General features: G+C 72.5%; 18 protein-coding genes. 9 read left to right on the top strand and 9 right to left on the bottom strand.

Going from position 1 to position 20,000, the window contains the following annotated elements:
* Window positions 1-13 precede the first annotated feature (13 nt).
* Together ACFYP3_RS24090 and ACFYP3_RS24085 are read left to right on the top strand one after the other, a co-directional pair.
* Window positions 14-643: a hypothetical protein gene (locus tag ACFYP3_RS24090; RefSeq protein ID WP_388836068.1), complete on the top strand. Its 630-nt coding sequence runs from the start codon at window positions 14-16 to the stop codon at window positions 641-643.
* Window positions 644-765: 122 nt separating this feature from the next.
* Entirely contained in the window at window positions 766-1,026 is a 261-nt protein-coding gene (locus ACFYP3_RS24085) for a DUF6343 family protein (RefSeq protein WP_388836065.1), read from the top strand.
* Between the two features lie 34 nt (window positions 1,027-1,060).
* Here ACFYP3_RS24085 and ACFYP3_RS24080 read toward each other — a convergent pair whose 3' ends face one another.
* The 4 genes from ACFYP3_RS24080 to rpsA all read right to left on the bottom strand — a co-directional run bounded on the left by ACFYP3_RS24080 (window position 1,061) and on the right by rpsA (window position 5,007).
* Window positions 1,061-1,447 (bottom strand): tetratricopeptide repeat protein, encoded by a 387-nt coding sequence (locus ACFYP3_RS24080; protein WP_388836062.1) that lies wholly within the window; start codon window positions 1,445-1,447, stop codon window positions 1,061-1,063.
* Between the two features lie 163 nt (window positions 1,448-1,610).
* Window positions 1,611-2,219: a dephospho-CoA kinase gene (gene coaE / locus ACFYP3_RS24075; protein WP_388836059.1), complete on the bottom strand. Its 609-nt coding sequence runs from the start codon at window positions 2,217-2,219 to the stop codon at window positions 1,611-1,613.
* A 61-nt stretch (window positions 2,220-2,280) separates the two neighbouring features.
* A complete protein-coding gene (locus ACFYP3_RS24070) occupies window positions 2,281-3,219 on the bottom strand; it encodes a PAC2 family protein (protein WP_388836056.1) in 939 nt (312 codons plus the stop codon).
* Between the two features lie 279 nt (window positions 3,220-3,498).
* On the bottom strand, window positions 3,499-5,007 hold the full coding sequence (gene rpsA, locus ACFYP3_RS24065) for a 30S ribosomal protein S1 (protein WP_327413389.1): 1,509 nt from the start codon (window positions 5,005-5,007) through the stop codon (window positions 3,499-3,501).
* A 350-nt stretch (window positions 5,008-5,357) separates the two neighbouring features.
* On the opposite strand from rpsA, the gene ACFYP3_RS24060 reads away from it, so the two are divergent.
* A complete protein-coding gene (locus ACFYP3_RS24060) occupies window positions 5,358-6,206 on the top strand; it encodes a class I SAM-dependent methyltransferase (protein WP_388836053.1) in 849 nt (282 codons plus the stop codon).
* A 4-nt stretch (window positions 6,207-6,210) separates the two neighbouring features.
* A complete protein-coding gene (gene hrpB / locus ACFYP3_RS24055) occupies window positions 6,211-8,724 on the top strand; it encodes an ATP-dependent helicase HrpB (protein ID WP_388836051.1) in 2,514 nt (837 codons plus the stop codon).
* Here the strand turns inward: hrpB and ACFYP3_RS24050 are convergent.
* The 4 genes from ACFYP3_RS24050 to ACFYP3_RS24035 form a co-directional block, all read right to left on the bottom strand.
* Window positions 8,714-9,718, bottom strand: coding sequence for a DUF3068 domain-containing protein (locus ACFYP3_RS24050; RefSeq protein WP_388836048.1), 1,005 nt, complete (start codon window positions 9,716-9,718; stop codon window positions 8,714-8,716). The genes hrpB and ACFYP3_RS24050 overlap by 11 nt on opposite strands.
* A 14-nt stretch (window positions 9,719-9,732) precedes the next feature.
* On the bottom strand, window positions 9,733-9,873 hold the full coding sequence (locus ACFYP3_RS24045) for an SPW_0924 family protein (RefSeq protein WP_388836045.1): 141 nt from the start codon (window positions 9,871-9,873) through the stop codon (window positions 9,733-9,735).
* 170 nt (window positions 9,874-10,043) lie between these two features.
* Window positions 10,044-10,703 (bottom strand): hypothetical protein, encoded by a 660-nt coding sequence (locus tag ACFYP3_RS24040; protein ID WP_388836042.1) that lies wholly within the window; start codon window positions 10,701-10,703, stop codon window positions 10,044-10,046.
* Between the two features lie 84 nt (window positions 10,704-10,787).
* Complete coding sequence (locus tag ACFYP3_RS24035) at window positions 10,788-12,011, bottom strand: lytic murein transglycosylase (protein WP_388836039.1); 1,224 nt, start codon at window positions 12,009-12,011, stop codon at window positions 10,788-10,790.
* 270 nt (window positions 12,012-12,281) lie between these two features.
* Here ACFYP3_RS24035 and ACFYP3_RS24030 point away from each other — a divergent pair, with 270 nt between their 5' ends.
* Together ACFYP3_RS24030 and ACFYP3_RS24025 are read left to right on the top strand one after the other, a co-directional pair.
* Window positions 12,282-12,893, top strand: a complete 612-nt coding sequence (locus ACFYP3_RS24030) for a cadmium resistance transporter (protein WP_388836036.1) — start codon at window positions 12,282-12,284, stop codon at window positions 12,891-12,893.
* A 102-nt stretch (window positions 12,894-12,995) separates the two neighbouring features.
* Window positions 12,996-13,853 carry a DUF4184 family protein gene (locus tag ACFYP3_RS24025; RefSeq protein ID WP_388836033.1) on the top strand — a complete coding sequence of 286 codons (858 nt, stop codon included), beginning with the start codon at window positions 12,996-12,998 and terminating at the stop codon, window positions 13,851-13,853.
* 33 nt (window positions 13,854-13,886) lie between these two features.
* Here the strand turns inward: ACFYP3_RS24025 and polA are convergent, their stop codons facing one another.
* The gene (gene polA, locus ACFYP3_RS24020) at window positions 13,887-16,610 is read right to left on the bottom strand and encodes a DNA polymerase I (protein ID WP_388836030.1); all 2,724 of its coding nucleotides are present in this window, start codon (window positions 16,608-16,610) and stop codon (window positions 13,887-13,889) included.
* A 130-nt stretch (window positions 16,611-16,740) separates the two neighbouring features.
* Here polA and ACFYP3_RS24015 point away from each other — a divergent pair, with 130 nt between their 5' ends.
* From ACFYP3_RS24015 to ACFYP3_RS24005, 3 genes are all read left to right on the top strand, one after another.
* Window positions 16,741-19,011 (top strand): FdhF/YdeP family oxidoreductase, encoded by a 2,271-nt coding sequence (locus ACFYP3_RS24015; RefSeq protein WP_388836027.1) that lies wholly within the window; start codon window positions 16,741-16,743, stop codon window positions 19,009-19,011.
* A gap of 54 nt (window positions 19,012-19,065) precedes the next feature.
* On the top strand, window positions 19,066-19,560 hold the full coding sequence (locus tag ACFYP3_RS24010; protein WP_388836025.1) for a PaaI family thioesterase: 495 nt from the start codon (window positions 19,066-19,068) through the stop codon (window positions 19,558-19,560).
* A 176-nt stretch (window positions 19,561-19,736) separates the two neighbouring features.
* Window positions 19,737-19,943: a hypothetical protein gene (locus ACFYP3_RS24005; RefSeq protein WP_388836022.1), complete on the top strand. Its 207-nt coding sequence runs from the start codon at window positions 19,737-19,739 to the stop codon at window positions 19,941-19,943.
* The last annotated feature ends 57 nt before the right edge of the window (window positions 19,944-20,000 follow it).

The following is a 20,000-nucleotide window of genomic DNA, read 5'->3' as shown; positions in this document are numbered from 1 at the left end:
GGGGAGACCGTTCATGTTCCGACGCACCGACACCGTCGCCACGCTCGCCGCCGCGCTCGTCGCGGCGGCCGCCGCACTCGTCCTGACCGCCTCGACCTCCGCGACGGCCGCCACCGCGACGCCCGTCCCGCCCGGCTTCCTGGCCGGCACCGACCTGCCGCCGCACCCCGGCTCGGCGTGGTACCCGGGCAAGATCACCAAGGGGCTGCCCGAGTCCGCGCCGTTCTGCCTGGATGGCGTCCTTCCGGCGGCGGGGAGCTGGCACCGCGCCTTCGGCACAGAGTTCGACACCGGAGCCGTGCAGGTCTCGGTACGGTCCGCCTCGCCCTCCGCGGCGGCCGAGCTCGTCGGCAGGCTGGAGCGCGAGGTCGCGGCCTGCGCCGCCGACTGGCTGCGGACGACCCCGGGCGGCACCGCCTCCTGGGACGACTACGGGAAGATCGCCGTCGAGGAGGGCGCGCACGTCTACGGGGTCCACGCCTCGATCCCCGACTCCGAGCCCGGCGTGCACCTCTTCGGGATCGGGCGCGACGGCTCCACCGTGACCGTCGTGAAGTGGAGCGAGATGGGCGACCTGTCCCACGCCCCGGTCGCCGCGTTCAAGAAGACGACCACGACGGCCGTGAACAAGCTCAACCCCTAGGTCGTCTCTTTCGGATCTTGCCGGCGAGGCAAGATCCGGAAGAGACGGCCCAGCCGGGCACCGGGCCGCCCCCGGCGGTCGGAGCCCCGGAGTGGGACCATGGACGGGAGAGGCGATGCTCCATGCGTTCCGGGAATGAGCCGGTGACCGCGCGCAGTCCGCTGCGGCTGCGGTTCTGGCTGGGTGTCTGGGGGCTGATCTGGGCCGCCGCCGGGACGGTCGCCTTCTCGCTGGCGGGCCGTCCCGGATGGGCGGCCGCCTGCGGTGTCCTGGCGGTCGTCGTGACCGTGGACCTGGTCATGATCGTGCGCCACATCCGGCAGGGGCCGCACTACCAGCCCGGCCGCGACGTCCCTCCGTACGAACCGCCCCGCGACCGCTGAAGCGGCGGCCGGCGGGCGCCCGTGGGCGGCCGGATCAGGCCTGGTCGTCGAAACGGGCCGCCGCCAGGTACTCCGGCTGCGGGTCGAGGGCCGCGGCCAGGCGGAAGTGCTTGCGCGCCTGCTCCGGGCGGCCCGCGCGCTGATGGGTACGGGCCAGCGCGAAGTGGGCGAAGGCGTTGTCCGGCTCGCGTTCCAGCACCAGCTCGAACTCCAGCTCCGCCGGGCGCAGTTGGGCGGCCGCGAAGAAGGCCCGGGCCCGCAGCAGGCGGGCCGCCGTGTTCTCCGGGTGGGCGGCTATGACCGAGTCGAGCAGCTTGACCGCGCCACGCGGGTCGCGCGCGGCCAGCAGCTGCTCCGCGGCCCGGAAGTCGATGACGTGGGTTTCCGGGCTGGACGGCGTGGGGCGCGTGGTTTCGGACACGGTCTGGATCCTTCCCTCTACGGCCGCGTTCAACGCCCCCACCACGGCCGGTATTCCATGCACACGTCAGGGCACACGTCCGCGCGGCACACGTCTGGGCACACGTCCGCGCAGCACACGTCAGGGGACGTGTCAGGGCGCCCGGCCGGTCACCCGGTGCACGTCAGGAGGTCCCGGCGGCGGCCCGCGCCGTGAGCTCCTCCCACACCGTGCGCACCTGCGGCTCCAGCGCCGCCAGCGGCCCGTCGTTGTCGATCACGAGGGTCGCCACCGCGAGCCGCTGCTCCCGCGTGGCCTGCGCGGCCATCCGGGCCCGCGCCTCCTCCTCGGCCATCCCGCGCAGGGCGGTCAGCCGCGCCAGCTGCGTCTGCGGCGCGGCGTCCACCACGACCACCAGGTCGTAGAGCGGTGCCAGGCCGTTCTCCGCGAGCAGCGGTACGTCGTGCACCACGATCGCGTCCGCCCCCGCGGCGGCTTCCAGCTCGGCCGACCGGGCCCCGACCAGCGGGTGCACGATCGCGTTGAGCGTCCGGAGCTTCGCCGGGTCCGCGAACACGATGGATCCGAGCTTCGGCCGGTCCAGCGCCCCCTCGGCGGTCAGCACCGACTCGCCGAAGGCCGCCACGACGGCGGCGAGCCCCGGCGTACCGGGCTCCACCACCTCGCGCGCGATCCGGTCGGCGTCGACCACGACCGCCCCGTACCCCGCCAGCAGCCGCGAGACCTCGCTCTTGCCGGCGCCGATTCCGCCCGTCAGTCCTACTTTCAGCATGCCCGCAGCCTAAGGGCTGTGCCCCGGTCCCCGGCGGGCGGTCCGGTAGGCGCCCACGGCGTCAGTTCTCGCCCTCGCGTTCCGCCAGGAAGCGCTCGAACTCGCGCCCGATCTCGTCCGCCGACGGAATCTCCGCGGGCTCGGCGATCATGTTGCCGCGGGTCTCGGCTCCGGCAGCCGCGTCGAACTGGTGCTCCAGCCCCTGCACCAGGCTGACGAGTTCCTCGTCGCCCTCCCGGATCTGCCGGTCGATCTCCGTCTGCGTGCGGTGCGCCTCGGTCCGCAGCGCGTGCGCCACGGCCGGCAGGACCAGCCCGGTCGCCGCCGTGATCGCCTCCAGCACCGTCAGTGCGGCGTCCGGGTACGGGGAGCGGGCGACGTAGTGCGGTACGTGCGCGGCGACCCCCAGCACGTCGTGCCCGGCCTGGGCCAGGCGGAATTCCACCAGGGACTCCGCGCTGCCCGGCACCTGGGCCTCGTCGAAGGGGCTGCGGTGCCCCGGCATGAGGTCGGTCCGGTTGCCGTGCGGGGTGATGCCCACGGGGCGGGTGTGCGGCACGCCCATCGGAATGCCGTGGAAGTTGACCGAGAGCCGGACCCCGAGGCGCTCGACGATCTGCCGGACGGCGACGGCGAAGCGCTCCCACTCCACGTCCGGCTCCGGGCCGGACAGCAGCAGGAAGGGCGCACCCGTGGCGTCCTGGACCAGCCGGACCTCCAGCCGGGGCTCCTCGAACTCCGTCCAGTGGTCGCGCTGGAACGTCAGCAGTGGGCGGCGCGCCCGGTAGTCCACCAGCCGGTCCGCGTCGAAGCGGGCGACCACCTGGTGGGGGAGCGTGTCCAGCAGCCGCTCGACGATCTGCTCGCCGGCCTCACCGGCGTCGATGTACCCCTCGAAGTGGTACAGCATGACCAGCCCGGCCGAGTCCTGGGCGACCGCCAGGTCGGCCACCGCCAGGCCCTTGGCATCCCATTCGTACAAACCCTGTGGATCAAGCACCGTCACCACTCCTCCTCGCCGCGTTCCCTGCCAAGAACGTCCAAGGCGGCGTCACCATTCCCCAGTTGGCCGTATTCACAGGAACGCAACGGGCCGACGAACGGTTCAGCGCCGAATCGACGGCGGATCCACGACGGGTCGGGGCGGATCGAGGCGGGCGGAGGCGAGTCGAGGCGGCCCGACGGGTGAACGCGGTGAGGCCCGCCCCCCGAAGGGGACGGGCCTCACCGTTCAACTCAACTCAGCTCTGCTCACACCGGAGTGTGATGCGCGCTGCGATCAGCTCTGGCCGCCGGCCAGCTTCTCGCGGAGCGCGGCCAGGGCCTCGTCCGACGCCAGGGCGCCGGAGGTCTCGTCCGACTCCGAGGAGTACGAACCACCCGAGATGCCCGCACCGGCGTTGCCACCGGCGGCCGGGGCGGCAGCGCCCTCGGCGGCAGCGGCCTCGTCGGCCTCGCGGCTCTTGATGACCTGGGCCTGGTGCTGCTCGAAGCGCTGCTGCGCCTCGGCGTACTGGGTCTCCCAGGCCTCGCGCTGCTTCTCGTAGCCCTCGAGCCAGTCGTTGGTCTCGGGGTCGAAGCCCTCGGGGTAGATGTAGTTGCCCTGGTCGTCGTAAGACGCGGCCATGCCGTACAGGGTCGGGTCGAACTCGACCGACGCCGGGTCGGCACCGAAGGACTCGTTGGCCTGCTTCAGCGACAGCGAGATCCGGCGACGCTCAAGGTCGATGTCGATGACCTTGACGAAGATCTCGTCGTTGACCTGGACGACCTGCTCCGGGATCTCCACGTGGCGCTCGGCCAGCTCGGAGATGTGGACCAGACCCTCGATGCCCTCGTCCACGCGGACGAACGCACCGAACGGAACCAGCTTGGTGACCTTACCCGGGACGACCTGGCCGATCTGGTGGGTCCGGGCGAACTGCTGCCACGGGTCCTCCTGCGTCGCCTTCAGCGACAGGGAGACACGCTCGCGGTCCATGTCCACGTCGAGGACCTCGACGGTGACTTCCTGGCCGACCTCGACAACCTCGGACGGGTGGTCGATGTGCTTCCAGGACAGCTCGGAGACGTGGACGAGACCGTCGACGCCACCCAGGTCCACGAAGGCACCGAAGTTGACGATCGAGGAAACGACGCCGGAGCGGACCTGACCCTTCTGCAGGGTGGTGAGGAACGTCTGGCGGACCTCGGACTGGGTCTGCTCCAGCCAGGCACGGCGGGACAGGACCACGTTGTTGCGGTTCTTGTCCAGCTCGATGATCTTCGCCTCGAGCTCCTTGCCCACGTAGGGCTGGAGGTCGCGGACGCGGCGCATCTCGACGAGGGAGGCCGGCAGGAAGCCGCGGAGGCCGATGTCGAGGATGAGACCACCCTTGACGACCTCGATGACGGTACCGGTGACGATGCCGTCTTCTTCCTTGATCTTCTCGATCGTGCCCCAGGCGCGCTCGTACTGGGCGCGCTTCTTGGACAGGATCAGACGGCCTTCCTTGTCCTCCTTCTGGAGAACCAGGGCCTCGATCTCGTCGCCGACCTTGACGACCTCGTTCGGGTCGACGTCGTGCTTGATCGAGAGCTCACGGCTCGGGATCACGCCTTCGGTCTTGTAACCGATGTCGAGCAGGACCTCGTCCCGGTCGACCTTCACGATGACGCCGTCGACGATGTCGCCGTCGTTGAAGTACTTGATCGTCTCGTCGATCGCGGCGAGGAAGGCTTCCTCGTTACCGATGTCGTTGACCGCTACCTGCGGGGTGGTAGAGGTGGTCTCGGTGCTGCTCGTCATGTGGGAAAGGGCTCCGGTTACGGACAGAAAGTCGTAGGTACTGCTACGCCGGGAGCCCTTATCGGCATCTGCCGAAGCCGGACAGCCAAGGAGACCCCCGTTCCGCGAGTGCGGCGGGGCCTCGAAAACCGAGGGGACATCAACAGATACAAGCGCAGCCTGCTAGGTCTGAGGAGCACAGGCTCGCAGCGCAACTTGTAGCATACGGGGGCGGCCGGACAGGGTCAATGCGCGAAGGCGCACACCCCGGGCGGATCACCGCATAACCGGCACAATTCGTGGGCGGAAGCGCGTTCCTGACGCTTCCTGCCACTTTCCGAAGACATTCGCAGACTACGACGACGGGCCCCATGAACCAAGAGGACTACGCCTCCGAAGACGCGTACGAGGCCGATCCCGGCTCCGTGGAAGACGCCGAGGCCACACGGCGTGACGCGGGGGAAGCGGAGAGCAGCCGGGCGAGCCGGAGCTGGTGGGACCGCAACGCCGACGACTACCAGAGCGAGCACGGCGCCTTCCTCGGGGACGACCGCTTCGTATGGGGACCCGAGGGGCTGGACGAGGCGGATGCGGCCCTCCTCGGCCCCGCCGCCTCCCTGAAGGACAAGGACGTCCTGGAGATCGGCGCCGGCGCCGCCCAGTGCTCGCGCTGGCTCGCCGCGCAGGGCGCCCGCCCGGTGGCCCTCGACCTCTCCCACCGCCAGCTCCAGCACGCCCTGCGCATCGGTGATGACGTCCCCCTGGTCGAGGCCGACGCCGGGCGGCTGCCCTTCCGCGACGGCTCCTTCGACCTGGCCTGTTCCGCTTACGGGGCCGTCCCCTTCGTCGCCGACCCCGTCAACGTCATGCGCGAGGTGCGCCGCGTCCTGCGCCCAGGGGGCCGCTGGGTCTTCTCCGTCACCCATCCCATCCGCTGGGCCTTCCCCGACGAGCCGGGGCCCGAGGGGTTGTCCGTCGCCGCCTCCTACTTCGACCGGACCCCGTACGTGGAGCAGGACGAGCAGGGGCGCGCGGTGTACGTCGAGCACCACCGCACCCTCGGCGACCGGGTGCGCGACGTGGTGGCGGGCGGCTTCCGCCTGGTCGACCTGGTCGAGCCGGAGTGGCCCGAGTGGAACGGCCAGGAGTGGGGCGGCTGGTCCCCGCTGCGCGGCAACCTGATCCCCGGCACCGCGATCTTCGTGTGCGAGAGGGACTGATCCCTTGATCCGGCAGGCCGCCCTCGACGCGCTTCCCGTCCGGGAGGCCGTGCCCGCGCTCGTCTCCGCGCTGGACGGCCACGGCGCCGCGGTGCTCTGCGCCCCGCCCGGCACCGGCAAGACCACGCTGGTGCCGCTGGTGCTGGCGGGGCTGGTGGGCGGCGGGCCGCGGCGCCGGGTCGTGGTCGCCGAGCCGCGCCGGATCGCCGCCCGTGCGGCGGCGCGGCGGATGGCCTGGCTGCTGGGCGGGGCCGTCGGCGGTCCGGTCGGCTTCACGGTGCGCGGGGAGCGGGTGGCCGGCCCGGACACCGTGGTGGAGGTGGTGACCACCGGCGTCCTGCTCCAGCGGCTCCAGCGCGACCAGGAGCTGACCGGGGTCGACGTGGTGGTCCTGGACGAGTGCCACGAGCGGCACCTCGACGCCGACACGGTCGCCGCGTTCCTCGTGGACGTACGGGCGACCCTGCGCCCGGAGCTGCGGCTCGTGGCGGCCTCGGCGACCACGGACTCCGCCGGCTGGGCGCGGGTGCTGGGCGGCGCGGCGGTGGTGGAGGCCGCGGGCATCTCGTACCCGGTGGAGACGGTCTGGGCGCCGCCGGCCCGGCCGGTGCGGCCGCCGCACGGGATGCGGGTGGATCCGGCGCAGCTGACGCACGTGGCCTCGGTGGTGCGGCGGGCGCTGGCGGAGCGCGACGGTGACGTCCTGTGCTTCCTGCCGGGCGTGGGGGAGATCGCCCGGGTCGCCGGGCAGCTGGGCGGGGTGGACGCGCAGGTGCTCCAGGTCCACGGCCGGGCCCCGGCGGCCGTGCAGGACGCGGCGCTGACCGCCTCGGACCACCGCCGGGTGATCCTTTCCACCGCGGTGGCGGAGTCGAGCCTGACCGTTCCCGGGGTCCGGGTGGTGGTGGATTCGGGGCTGGCCCGCGAGCCGCGCGTGGATCATGCCCGGGGGCTGGGCGCGCTGGCGACCGTACGGGCGTCCCGCGCGGCCGGGCGCCAGCGGGCGGGCCGGGCCGGACGTGAGGCGCCGGGCGCGGTGTACCGCTGCTGGGCCGAGGCGGAGGACGGCCGGCTGCCCGCGTTCCCGTCACCGGAGATACGCGTCGCCGACCTGGCGCAGTTCGCCCTGCAGGCGGCCTGCTGGGGCGATCCGGACGCGGCCGGGCTGGCGCTGCCGGACCCGCCGCCGGCCGGCGCGATGGCCGCGGCGCGGGAGGTGCTGCTCGCGGTGGGCGCGGTGTCCCCGACGGGGCGGCCGACCGCGCGGGGGCTGCGGATGGCCCGGCTGGGGCTGCACCCGCGGCTGGCCCGCGCCCTGCTGGACGGCTCGGCCGCGGTCGGTGCCCGTCGGGCGGCGGAGCTGGTGGCGCTGCTGAGCGAGGAGCCGCCGCGCGAGTACGGGGACGACCTGGCCGCGGCCTGGCGGCAGGCCCGGCGGGGCGCCGACGCCTACGCGGCGCGCTGGCGCACGGAGGTCACCCGCCTGGAGCGCGCCGCCGCGGAACGCAGCCCTGCAGGGCCCTCCCCCACCCCGCCGGACGACGGCGCCGCCGGGCTCGTCGCCGCGCTGGCGTTCCCCGAGCGGGTCGCCCGGGCCAAGGGGCAGGGGGCCTTCCTCATGGCCTCCGGGACCGGGGCCGAGCTCGGTGACGGCTCGGGGCTGCGCAGCGCGCCCTGGTTGGCCGTCGCCGTCGCCGACCGGCCCCCGCACTCCGCTTCCGCCCGGATCCGGCTGGCCGCCGTCATCGACGAGGACACCGCCCGGGCCGCCGCCGCCCATCTGTGGACCGAGGGCGAGGAGGTGCGCTGGGAGGACGGGGACCTGATCGCCCGCGCCGCGGAACGGCTCGGGGCGATCGAGCTCGCCGTACGCCCCCTGCGCACCCCGGACCCGGCACTCGTACGGGCCGCCCTCCTCGACGGGCTCCGCACCGAGGGCCTCGGCCTGCTGCGCTGGTCCCCGGACGCGCAGGCGCTCCGGGCCCGGCTGGGCTTCCTGCACCGCACGCTCGGCGCACCCTGGCCCGACGTGGCCGACGACCAGGAGCTCCTGGCCCGCGCCGACGACTGGCTGGAGCCCGAGCTGTCGCGGGCCCGGCGCCGCTCGGACCTGGGGCGGATCGACGCCGGGCAGGCCCTGAACCGGCTGCTGCCGTGGGCCACCGGCGAGGCCGCCCGGCTGGACGAGCTGGCTCCGGAGCGCCTGGAGGTGCCCAGCGGATCCCGGATCCGGCTGGACTACTCCGCCGAGCACGGACAGCCGGTGCTCGCGGTGAAGCTCCAGGAGCTGTTCGGACTGGCCGAGACCCCGAAGGTGGCCGGTGTGCCGGTCCTGGTGCACCTGCTGTCGCCCGCGGGGCGGCCCGCGGCCGTCACGGCCGACCTCGCCTCCTTCTGGCAGGGCGGTTACCGCGCCGTCCGCGCCGAGCTGCGCGGCCGCTACCCCAAGCACCCCTGGCCGGAGGACCCGGCCACCGCCGAGCCCACCCGCCACACCAACGCCCGCCTCAGGCGCTGACCCCTTCTCCCACTCGTTCCTCTTGCTCTTCCTCTTCCTCCCGCACCCGGCGGCCGCGGGCCTCCAGCCACAGCGCCAGCCCGAGGAGCGCGAGCCCGCCGGCCGTCAGGCCGATCGGCGCGTAGGTGTGCAGCGCGAGGATCTTCGTACGGTTGGACTTGACGAGGTCGACCGTGTGGTCGGAGTAGTCCTCGCGCATCGTCACGTGCCCGGCGAAGGCGGTGAGCTTGCCGTCGGGGCCGCCCGCCGCGATGCCGCCGCGCATCTCCTGCTGGATGTCCTGCTCGGCGTTGACCGGGGCTCCGGTCACCGGGTCGACCCAGAACCTCACCTTGGCGGTGTACCAGAGGGTGGTTCCGGTGGCCGCCTCGATCGTCGTGGGGTCGATGCCCTCGATCGGCATCTTCTTCGGCATGGGGACCTTGGTCCAGGGGATCGTCTGCTCGAAGTAGTAGACGTCCATGCCCTTGAACGTGCGCGGTCCGACGTAGTGGATCGGCGAGGAGCTGCGGGTCTGGGCGTCGAAGTACAGGTAGTCGCGCGGCTCGGTGAAGAAGGGCCACTTGAACTCGATGCCCTCGCGCTTGACGGCGTCCCCGTCGACCATCTCCCCGGTGGCGTGCACCGGATCCTGGGTGTGGGCGTCGAAGATGTAGCGCTCGGGGATCTGGGAGACCATCTTGCCGTCGGGCCCGATGATGTAGGACAGCGTGTCCCAGACGACGACGTCCTTGCCGGCGCTCGACTCGATCTCCCGCGACGCCTCCACGTTGCCCTTGAGGGTCTGGACGATCGTGACCTTGTCGACCTTCTTGGGCTGCATGCCGCCGGCGTAGTCGAGGAGGGTCGCGTCCTTCGCCTCCAGGACCATCTCCTGGTACTGGCTCGGCGGGATCTTGGCGAGGCGGGGGTACGCGTACCAGCGCAGCAGCGGCGCGAAGGCTGCGCAGAACACGGCTAGGGCCAGCAGGACGAGGCTCGCTCTGCGTCGCAAGGCCGGGCCCTCCTCTACTTTCCGGGCGCGGGGGGCGCGGTGGTGAGCAGGGGCCTGGGTGAGGTCTTGCCCTCGGGCGCCCCGAACGCCGTGACGGCGAGGACGAGGAGCACCGCGAGGACGAGCCCGCTGGCGGCGGCGACGAATGCGCGCATGCCGGGCCTCCGGAATCTGATAGGGCGTCAGGGCGGGGGCACCGTAGCAACGTGGAGGCGAGATGAGAACCGTCTGCGCGGCCGATCACGCGAAGCGCCCCCTGACCTGCGAGCGAGCCGCATGCCGGAGGGCGTTTCCCCATGCTTGGTCCGGTTCGTCCCGGACCGGCTCACGGCCCGGCGGGGTCCGGGTCCCTGTGCTGCCCGGCGGCGGCCAGCTTGTCCCGTCGATCGCGGTCGCCGTCGCCCTTGGTGCTGAGGATCGTGTCGCAGATCTCGCGCAGCTTGTCCGTCGCCTGCTTCGAGAACAGGCCGCAGAGTCCGGCGATGCCGGAGAAGCCGTACGGGTTCGTCGCCCCAGCGCCGGAGCTCCCCGCGAACAGGCCTCCTCGCAGGAGCAGGTACACGAGCAACGCCAGCGCGACGCCGATGCCCGCCCTCAGCAGGTACCACCACAGCCAGCTCGCGTACAGCCGCCGGTTGCCCACGTACGTCGCGAAGGAGGTGGCCGCGTGGACGAAGCTGCCGAGGGCGCTGCAGACGATCACCGCGAGGAGCATGGCGACATCGGCGGTGAGGGCCCATTCCCCCAGGCCCAGGGGCGACCAGCGCGCCGTGGCCGTCGCGTCCGTCCCGGGCGCGACCAGGGCGAGGAGGATCGGCCACAGGCTCAGCAACCCGGCGCACAGCAGGACCACTTCCGCCAGCAGCAGGACGCCGAGGGCCGCGGTGGCCGCCGCCGGCAGGGCGCGCGGTCGAGCGGCGGCGGCGCCGTCCCCGCCCGTCTGCTCAGCCGCCTCGTCGGCCTGCCGAGGTACTGTCCCGCTCAACCGTCCGCCCCCGTCGATCGCCTGCCCGGGCGCCACCGGCCACCACCCGTCCGATCCCTCACTATGTCGCTCAAGTACTCGGCGTCACAACTCCGTTGGGAACAGTGGGACCGCGTGGAGGGAGGACGGCGACGCGGACGCGGAGGCTGAGGCTGAGGCTGAGGCGGACGGTGTGGGCTTCGGCGTCGGGGTGGCCTTCGGGGGCGTGGTGGCCGTGGACGAGGGCGACGGGGTCGGTATGGGCGACGGGGTCGGCGTCGGCGTGGGGCTGGGGGTCGGAGTCGGCGTCGGAGTCGGGGTGGGAGTCGGCGTCGGCGTGGGCGTGGGCGTGGGCGTGGGGGTCGGCGTGGGGGTGGGCTTGGGGTCCGGAGACGGCGTCGGGGTGGGGGTCGGCTTCGGCGTGGGCGTCGGGCTGGGCTTCGGTGCCGGTGCCGTGGGGGTGCCCGCCGCCGTGCCGGGGCGGTCCGGGACCTCGTACGTGCCCTTGAGGTAGTACGTGAACCAGGACCGGACCGTCCGCAGGTACTCCGTGGAGTGGTTGTAGGAGAGCACCGCCCGGTCCAGGTCCGCGTCCGTCCGCAGGTCCCGGGTGCCCGCGCACAGGTACCGCCCCGCCGCGAGGGCCGCGTCGTGCACGTTGTTCGGGTTGCGGCGCCCGTCGCCGTCCGCGTCCTGGCCCCACGCCGCCCACGTGGAGGGGATGAACTGCATCGGCCCGACCGCCCGGTCGTACCGTGCGTCCCCGTCATAGGCCCCGCCGTCCGTGTCGGAGATGTTCGCGAAGCCGTTGCCGTCGAGCACGGGCCCCAGGATCGGCCGCAGGGTGGTCCCGGCCGCGTCCACCTGACCGCCGCGCGCCTGACCGGACTCCACCTTGCCGATCGCCGCGAGGAGTTGCCAGCGCAGTCCGCATCCGGGGTCGCTCTGCCCCACGGCCTTCTCCGCGCGCAGGTAGGCCGCCAGTACGCTCGCCGGTATCCCCTGCGCCCCCTCGGCCGGTCCGGTCCCGGCGAGCACCGGCGCCATCGCCGTCTCCGGGGTCTGCGGCCGCGACGGCTGCGCGTCGTCGGCCGGCGCCACGGCCGGCGGCTCCGGGCCCACCAGGGGCGGGAGTTCGGTGATGTAGTCGGAGTCGCCGCCGCTCGCGTCCGCCGGGGGGACCGGTTCGTCCTCACCGACGGCGACCGTGTGGTCCTCGCCCGCGCCCGCCGGCCCCTGCGAGGCGGTGAGCGCGGCGGCCACCAGCGCGGAGACCAGGGCGGCTGCCGCCCCCTTGCGCAGCCTGCGTCCGATTATTCGAGCCGACATGATCCGGACCCCTCCCCCTCGACGTCCGCGTGACCATACGTCAACTCCCTGTAAAGGGCACGGAAAGGGGGCCGGAATTCACCACATCACCACGTCCGTGCGCAGGTCACGCATACGGCCGGGCCCCGTCGGAGGCATTGGCCCGAAGTAGGTCGCTTTGTCCACGGGAGTCAGGAGAGTGGACAGCGACGGCCTTTGACCCCTGGGTCGCCGGGGTTCGACTGCCGGTAGCGTCACCGGGACACCCGAGTCGAAGGAGAGCGGCCACACGTGGAGCTGGGCATCATCGGGCAGGCGGCCGGGCTGTTCGCCGTGACCAACATCGACGACGTCCTGATCCTGGCGCTGTTCTTCGCCCAGGGCGCCGGGCACCCCGGAGCCACCCGCCGGATCGTGCTGGGCCAGTACCTGGGCTTCGCCGCGATCCTCGTCGTGGCGGTGGCCGCCGCGTTCGGCGCCACCTTCCTGCCCGAGTCCGCCCTCCCCTACCTCGGTCTGCTGCCGCTGGCCTTGGGCCTCAAGGCCGCCTGGCAGGCCTGGCAGGACCACCGGGACGGCGGCGAGGACGAGGAGGAAGGGGCGGAGGAGACCGGGCGGGGCGGGCCGGGCCCGCTGGAGGTCGCGGCCGTCACCTTCGCCAACGGCGGCGACAACATCGGTGTCTACGTGCCCGTGTTCGCGACCGCCGGCGCCGGCGGGATGACCGTGTACGCCGCGGTGTTCCTCGTACTGGTGGCCGTGTGGTGCTCTGCGGGCAGGTTCTTCGCGACCCGGCCCGTCATCGCCGAGGGCCTCGCACGCTGGGGTCACATCCTGCTGCCGCTGGTCCTGGTCGGCATCGGCCTGCTTATCCTCGTCGAGGGCGGCGCCTTCGGCTGGTGACCCCGGCGGCCTGCACCGGACCGGTTCGCATCCTCCGCGCCGCTCGGCGCCGAGGGGGGCCCGTCCACGAGAACATCCATGAGAACGTCCAGAAGAGGTGCCATGCCGTTCACTCTCAGCCACGCGGCCGCCGTCCTTCCGGCCGTCCGCCGGACAGGGCGTGCGCGGGGCCCCCTCGTCGCCTCGGCCTTGGTCCTCGGGTCGTTCGCACCGGACACCTTCTACTTCACGGACGCGGTCGTCGAGGGCGTCATGGCCTACGGGGCCTTCACGCACTCGCTTGCCGGGGTGTTCACCCTGGACGCCGTGCTCACCGCGGCCCTGGTGGGGTGCTGGCTGCTGCTGCGCGAGCCGCTGATCGCCCTCCTGCCGCGCGGCTGGCGGGGCAGGGTGCACGCCTTCGTGCGCGGCGAGGAGTGGCGTGCCCGCCGCCGACTGCCCGCGCTCGCCGCGTGGTTCTACGTGTCGGCCGTCGTCGGCTCCCTCACCCACGTGGTGTGGGACAGCTTCACGCACGGCGACCGCTGGGGGACGAACGCCCTGCCGGAGCTGGAGGAGCCGTTCGCCTTCGGCCTGCCCCTCTACTCGTACCTGCAGTACGGCACTTCGGCGGTCGCGGCCTGCGCGCTGCTCTGGTTCACCGTGACGGCCCTGCGGCGGCTGCCCGCCTCCCCCGCCCCCGCGTCGGTGCCGGTGCTCGGCCGGGCGGAGGTCTGGGGCGCGCTCGCCCTGGTGGTGGGGTGCGTGGCGGCCGGGGTCACGCTGCGCGTGATCCGCTTCTTCACCTTCTTCGACCGGATCCGTACGCCGCTCGACATCATTCCGACCGTCTGCTTCGGCGCGGGCGGCGGCCTCGCCGTGGCCCTGCTCCTGTACGGGGTGCTCGTACGGCTGCGGCACCGCGACGACCGCGGCGCCCGCACGGACGAGGAAACGCGGACGCCCGTCCCCACCGGCTGAGCGGGGACGGGCGCTGCCCTGGCCGTACGGGCCTCAGTGCGCGGCGGACTCCCAGTCCGCGCCGACGCCGACGGACACGTCCAGTGCGGCCCGGAGCTCGACGGCGGCGCCCATCTCGCGCCGCACCAGCTCCTCGACCTGCTCGCGCTCGCCCGGGGCGATCTCCAGGACGATTTCGTCGTGGACCTGGAGCAGCATCCGCGAGCGCAGCCCGGCCCCGGTGATCGCCTTGTCCACGCGCAGCATCGCGACCTTGACGATGTCGGCGGCCGTGCCCTGGATGGGGGCGTTGAGCGCCATCCGCTCGGCGGCCTCGCGGCGCTGGCGGTTGTCGCTGTTGAGGTCGGGCAGGTACCGGCGGCGGCCGAAGACGGTCGCCGTGTAGCCCGTGGCCCGGGCCTCGTCGACGACGCGCCGCAGGTAGTCCCGCACGCCGCCGAACCGCTCGAAGTACGTCTCCATCAGGCCGCGCGCCTCGGCGGGCTCGATGTTCAGCTGCTGGGCGAGACCGAACGCGGAGAGCCCGTACGCCAGGCCGTACGACATGGCCTTGATCTTGCGGCGCATCTCGGCGTCGACCTGGGACCGCTCCACGGCGAAGACCTGGGAGGCGACCGTGGTGTGCAGGTCCTCGCCGGTCGCGAAGGCCTCGATCAGGCCCTCGTCCTCGGAGAGGTGGGCCATCACGCGCAGCTCGATCTGGCTGTAGTCGGCCGTCATGAGGGACTCGAAGCCCTCGCCGACGACGAAGCCGCGGCGGATGGCCCGGCCCTCGTCGGTGCGCACCGGCACGTTCTGCAGGTTGGGGTCGGTGGAGGACAGCCGGCCTGTCGCGGCGACGGTCTGGCTGAAGCTGGTGTGCACCCGGCCGTCGGCGGCGATGGTCTTGACCAGGCCCTCGACGGTGACGCGCAGCTTGGCCTGCTCCCGGTGGCGGAGCATGATCACGGGCAGGTCGTGGTCGGTCTGCGTGGCCAGCCAGGCCAGCGCGTCCGCGTCCGTGGTGTACCCGGTCTTGGTCTTCTTGGTCTTGGGCAGGTCCAGCTCCCCGAAGAAGACCTCCTGGAGCTGCTTGGGCGAGCCGAGGTTGAACTCGTGGCCGACGGCCGCGTGCGCCTCCTTCACCGCCTGCTGCACGGCTCCGGCGAACTGCTGCTCCATGGCCTCCAGGTGGTCGCGGTCGGCGGCGATGCCGTACCGCTCCATACGGGCGAGGAGCTCGGAGGTCGGCAGCTCCATGTCGTGCAGCAGCTCGACGGCGCCCACCTCGGCGAGCTTGTCGGTGAAGGCTTCGCCCAGGTCGAGGACCGCGCGGGCCTGCGCCATCAGCGCCTCGGCCTCGGCCGTGTCGTCGGCGCCGAAGGCCAGCTGGCCGTCGGCGGCGGCGGGCTGGAGCTCCCGGTGCAGGTACTCGTTGGACAGCGCGTCGAGCGCGAACGAGCGGCGGCCCGGCTTCACCAGGTAGGCGGCGAGCGCGGTGTCCATGGTGACGCCCGCGAGGCTCCAGCCGTGCTCGGGGAAGACCCGCATCAGGCCCTTGGCGTTGTGCACGATCTTCGGCTTCGTCGCATCGGCCGCCCAGGCCGCGAAGGCCCGCTCGTCGGCCTCGTCCAGCTCGGACGGCTCGAACCAGGCGGCCGCGCCCGTGGCCGAGGCCAGCGCGATCTCGCTGACGTTGCCCTGTCCCAGCGCCCAGCTGTCGACGGTGGACACGCCCAGCGGTGCGCCCGCGTGCGCTTCGAGCCACGGCGCGAGCTCGCCCGAGCCCAGCACGGAGCCGTCCAGCTCCACACCCCCCGCGACCGGAGCCGGGGGCTCCTCCTCGGCCGTGCCGGGGTCCACGGCGAGCAGCCGCTCGCGCAGCGAGGCGTTGCGGATCTCCAGGACGTCCAGCACGCCGAGCACGGCGGTGCGGTCGTACGGCAGGCGGACCAGGTCGGCGGGGGCCTTGGGCAGCTCCACGTCCTTGACCATCTCGGTCAGGACCCGGTTGAGCTTGACGGCCTCCAGGTGGTCCCGGAAGTTCTGCCCGGCCTTGCCCTTGACCTCCTCGGCGCGCTCCACGAGCTCCGCGAACGACCCGAACTGGGTGATCCACTTGGCGGCGGTCTTCTCGCCGACGCCGGGGATGCCCGGCAGGTTGTCGGACGGGTCGCCGCGCAGCGCCGCGAAGTCCGGGTACTGCTGCGGGGTGAGCCCGTACTTCTCCTCGACCTTCTCGGGCGTGAACCGGGTGAGCTCGGAGACGCCCTTGGTGGGGTAGAGCACGGTGGTGTGCTCGGACACCAGCTGGAAGGAGTCCCGGTCGCCGGTGACGATCAGCACGTCGAAGCCGAGGGCCTCCGCCTGCGTCGCCAGCGTCGCGATCACGTCGTCGGCCTCGAAGCCGTCGATCGCGAACCGCGGCACGTGCATCGCGTCGAGCAGCTCGCCGATCAGCTCGACCTGCCCCTTGAACTCGTCGGGGGTCTTGGAGCGGTTCGCCTTGTACTCGGGGAACTCCGTCGAGCGCCACGTCTTGCGCGAGACGTCGAACGCCACCGCGAAGTGCGTGGGCGCCTCGTCGCGCAGCGTGTTCGCCAGCATCGACGCGAAGCCGTAGATGGCGTTGGTCGGCTGGCCGGTCGCGGTCGTGAAGTTCTCCGCGGGCAGCGCGAAGAACGCCCGGTACGCCAGGGAGTGCCCGTCCATGAGCATCAGGCGGGGGCGGTCCGCTGCGGTCGTCTGGTCCGTCTTCTTCGATGCTGTCTCTGCCACGCCCCCGATCCTAGGCGCCCCCACCGACAAATCCGGACGGCCTGTGCGGAGGGGCAAATCCGCCGTCGGCGATGTCGGCGGGGCGTGACAGGATCGGTGTATACGACAGGACTGTTCAAAGGGGAGCGTCATGGCCACCAAGCCGCCCGCAGGTGATCCGGTACAGGATGCTCCGCAGGTCGCGCCCCCGAAACACGCGGCCGCGGGGCTGCCCGCGATCGGGCACACCCTGCGGATCGCCCAGCAGCAGATGGGCGTGGCCCGCACCGCCCGCACCCTGCTCAAGGTCAACCAGAAGGACGGCTTCGACTGCCCGGGCTGCGCCTGGCCCGAGGGCGACAAGCGGCACACCGCCGAGTTCTGCGAGAACGGCGCCAAGGCCGTCGCGGAGGAGGCCACCCTGCGCCGGGTCACCCCGGACTTCTTCGCCGAGCACTCCCTGGCCGACCTCGCCCGCCGCACCGGGTACTGGCTGGGCCAGCAGGGCCGGATCACCGAGCCCATGTACCTCCCCGAAGGCGCCGACCACTACGAGGCGGTCCCCTGGGAGCGGGCCTTCGAGATCATCGCCGAGGAGCTGACCGCCCTCGCCTCCCCCGACGAGGCCCTCTTCTACACCTCGGGCCGCACCAGCAACGAGGCCGCGTTCCTCTTCCAGCTCTTCGCCCGCGAGTTCGGCACGAACAACCTGCCCGACTGCTCCAACATGTGCCACGAGTCCTCGGGCTCCGCGCTGAACGAGACCATCGGCATCGGCAAGGGCAGCGTCTCCCTGGAGGACCTCCACCGGGCCGACCTGATCATCGTCGCCGGACAGAACCCCGGTACGAACCACCCGCGCATGCTCTCCGCCCTCGAACAGGCCAAGTCCGCCGGCGCGAAGATCATCTCGGTGAATCCGCTGCCCGAGGCCGGCATGGAGCGGTTCAAGAACCCGCAGACCCCCCTCGGCATGCTCAAGGGCACCGCCCTCAACGACCTCTTCCTGCAGATCCGCATCGGCGGCGACCAGGCCCTCTTCCGCCTCCTCAACAAGCTCGTCATCGAGACGGAAGGCGCCACCGACGAGGCCTTCATCCGCGAGCACACCCACGGCTACGAGGAGTTCGCGGCCACCGCCAAGGAGGCCGACTGGGCGCAGACCCTCACCGCCACCGGCCTGACCCGGCCGGAGATCGAGCAGGCGCTCGCCATGGTCCTGGCCTCGGAGCGCACCATCGTCTGCTGGGCCATGGGCCTCACCCAGCACAAGCACGCCGTCGCCACCATCCGCGAGGTCGTCAACCTCCTCCTGCTGCGCGGCAACATCGGGCGGCCCGGCGCCGGCGTCTGCCCGGTCCGCGGCCACTCCAACGTGCAGGGCGACCGCACCATGGGGATCTTCGAGCGGCCCGCGCCCGCCTTCCTCGACGCCCTCGACAAGGAATTCGGCATCACCTCGCCGCGCGGGCACGGCTTCGACGTGGTCCGCTCCATCGAGGCCCTGCGCGACGGCAAGGCCAAGGTCCTCTTCGCCATGGGCGGCAACTTCGTCGGGGCCACCCCCGACACCGACGTCACCGAGGCCGCGATCCGCCGCGCCTCCCTGACCGTGCACGTCTCCACCAAGCTGAACCGCTCCCACGCGGTCACGGGCCGGCGCGCCCTGATCCTGCCCACCCTCGGCCGCACCGACAAGGACGTCCAGGCCTCCGGCAAGCAGTTCGTCACGGTCGAGGACTCCATGGGCATGGTCCACTCCTCCCGCGGCAACCTCGCCCCCGCGAGCCCGCACCTGCTCTCCGAACCCGCGATCGTGGCCCGGATGGCCCGCGCCGTCCTCGGCGCCGCCTCCGCCACCCCGTGGGAGGAGTTCGAGCGGGACTACGCCTCGATCCGCGACCGGATCGCCCGCGTGATCCCCGGCTTCGAGGACTTCAACGCCAAGGTGGCCCGCCCCGGCGGCTTCCGGCTGCCGCACGCCCCGCGCGACGAGCGCCGCTTCCCCACCGCCACCGGCAAGGCGAACTTCACCGCCGCGCCCGTCGAGTTCCCGAAGGTCCCCGAGGGCCGGCTGCTCCTGCAGACCCTGCGCAGCCACGACCAGTACAACACCACGATCTACGGCCTCGACGACCGCTACCGCGGCATCACCGGCGGTCGCCGGGTCGTGATGGTCAACCCGCAGGACGCGGCCGAGCTGGGCCTGGTCGACGGCTCGTACACCGACCTGGTGAGCGAGTGGAAGGACGGCGTGGAGCGGCGCGCGCCCGGCTTCCGCGTCGTGCACTACCCGACGGCCCGCGGCTGCGCCGCCGCGTACTACCCCGAGACGAACGTGCTGGTCCCGCTGGACTCCACCGCGGACACCAGCAATACCCCGGCGAGCAAGTCCGTCGTCGTGCGTTTCGAACCGGCCTGATAGAACGACCTCAGGACAAGAAGGTTAACGAGCGTTGACGAACGGAGCCTGAGCATGGGCGAGCAGCACGCAGTGAAGTTCCCGCAGGAGGTCCTCGACGAGTACGCGGCCCTGGGGATCGACCTCCCCGCGCTGTTCTCGGCGGGAGACCTCGGCGAGCGGATGGACATCCGCATCCTGGAGGCCTCGGCCGACCGCGTCGTCGGCACGATGCCCGTCAAGGGCAACACCCAGCCGTACGGGCTGCTGCACGGCGGGGCCTCCGCCGTCCTGGCCGAAACCCTCGGCTCGATCGGCGCGATGATGCACGGCGGCATCACCAAGATCGCCGTCGGCGTGGACCTGAACTGCACGCACCACCGGGGCGCCCGCAGCGGCGTCGTCACCGGCGTCGCCACCCCCGTGCACCGCGGCCGCTCGACGACCACCTTCGAGATCGTCATCACCGACGAGCAGGACAAGCGGATCTGCACCGCCCGGCTGACCTGCCTGCTGCGCGAGGTCGACCAGTCCGCCGGCGCCGCCGCCGAGGCCCCCGCGGGCGCCTGAACCGACTGCACGGCCCCGACTGCACAGGCCCGGTTCCACCGCCCCGGAGGCGGGGGAACCGGGCCTGCGCACGTTCCCGGACCGGGCCCCACCCGCAACCGCCCGGAATCCGCCAGTCCGCACGCTTCGCGGTGACATCTGTTGTGTCACCGATGGTGACCGCCTACCTTCCCCTCATGGGGACCACGCCACGTTCGGCCCGGTACGCCGCCCACACCCTCCTCGCGGCGCTCGCCCTGACCGGATGCTCTTCCTCCGCACCACCCCCCGCGGCGGCCTCGCAGAGCCCTTCCGCCAGCCCTTCCTCCCCCGCCCAGGTCTGCACGAGCCTGGTCTCGTACTGGGCGAAGGAGATTCCCAATGATGCTGTCAAGCCGCAGTGACGGGCTCTTGAGAGCCGTCTCATGCCGCTGTGGCGGCGGGGATCGGAGCGGTCGCTT

The organism is Streptomyces sp. NPDC005533, assembly GCF_042871845.1.
Classification (GTDB): Bacteria; Actinomycetota; Actinomycetes; order Streptomycetales; family Streptomycetaceae; genus Streptomyces.
This window is presented reverse-complemented; position numbering and strand designations above follow the sequence as displayed.

Coding starts and splice junctions, on each gene's coding strand:
- ACFYP3_RS24025 (WP_388836033.1), top strand. CDS start 12,996: ATGCCGTTCACTCTCAGCCACGCGGCCGCCGTCCTTCCGGCCGTCCGC.
- ACFYP3_RS24035 (WP_388836039.1), bottom strand. CDS start 12,011: ATGTCGGCTCGAATAATCGGACGCAGGCTGCGCAAGGGGGCGGCAGCC.
- coaE (WP_388836059.1), bottom strand. CDS start 2,219: ATGCTGAAAGTAGGACTGACGGGCGGAATCGGCGCCGGCAAGAGCGAG.
- ACFYP3_RS24010 (WP_388836025.1), top strand. CDS start 19,066: ATGGGCGAGCAGCACGCAGTGAAGTTCCCGCAGGAGGTCCTCGACGAG.
- rpsA (WP_327413389.1), bottom strand. CDS start 5,007: ATGACGAGCAGCACCGAGACCACCTCTACCACCCCGCAGGTAGCGGTC.
- ACFYP3_RS24045 (WP_388836045.1), bottom strand. CDS start 9,873: ATGCGCGCATTCGTCGCCGCCGCCAGCGGGCTCGTCCTCGCGGTGCTC.
- ACFYP3_RS24015 (WP_388836027.1), top strand. CDS start 16,741: ATGGCCACCAAGCCGCCCGCAGGTGATCCGGTACAGGATGCTCCGCAG.
- ACFYP3_RS24085 (WP_388836065.1), top strand. CDS start 766: ATGCGTTCCGGGAATGAGCCGGTGACCGCGCGCAGTCCGCTGCGGCTG.
- ACFYP3_RS24060 (WP_388836053.1), top strand. CDS start 5,358: ATGAACCAAGAGGACTACGCCTCCGAAGACGCGTACGAGGCCGATCCC.
- ACFYP3_RS24005 (WP_388836022.1), top strand. CDS start 19,737: ATGGGGACCACGCCACGTTCGGCCCGGTACGCCGCCCACACCCTCCTC.
- ACFYP3_RS24090 (WP_388836068.1), top strand. CDS start 14: ATGTTCCGACGCACCGACACCGTCGCCACGCTCGCCGCCGCGCTCGTC.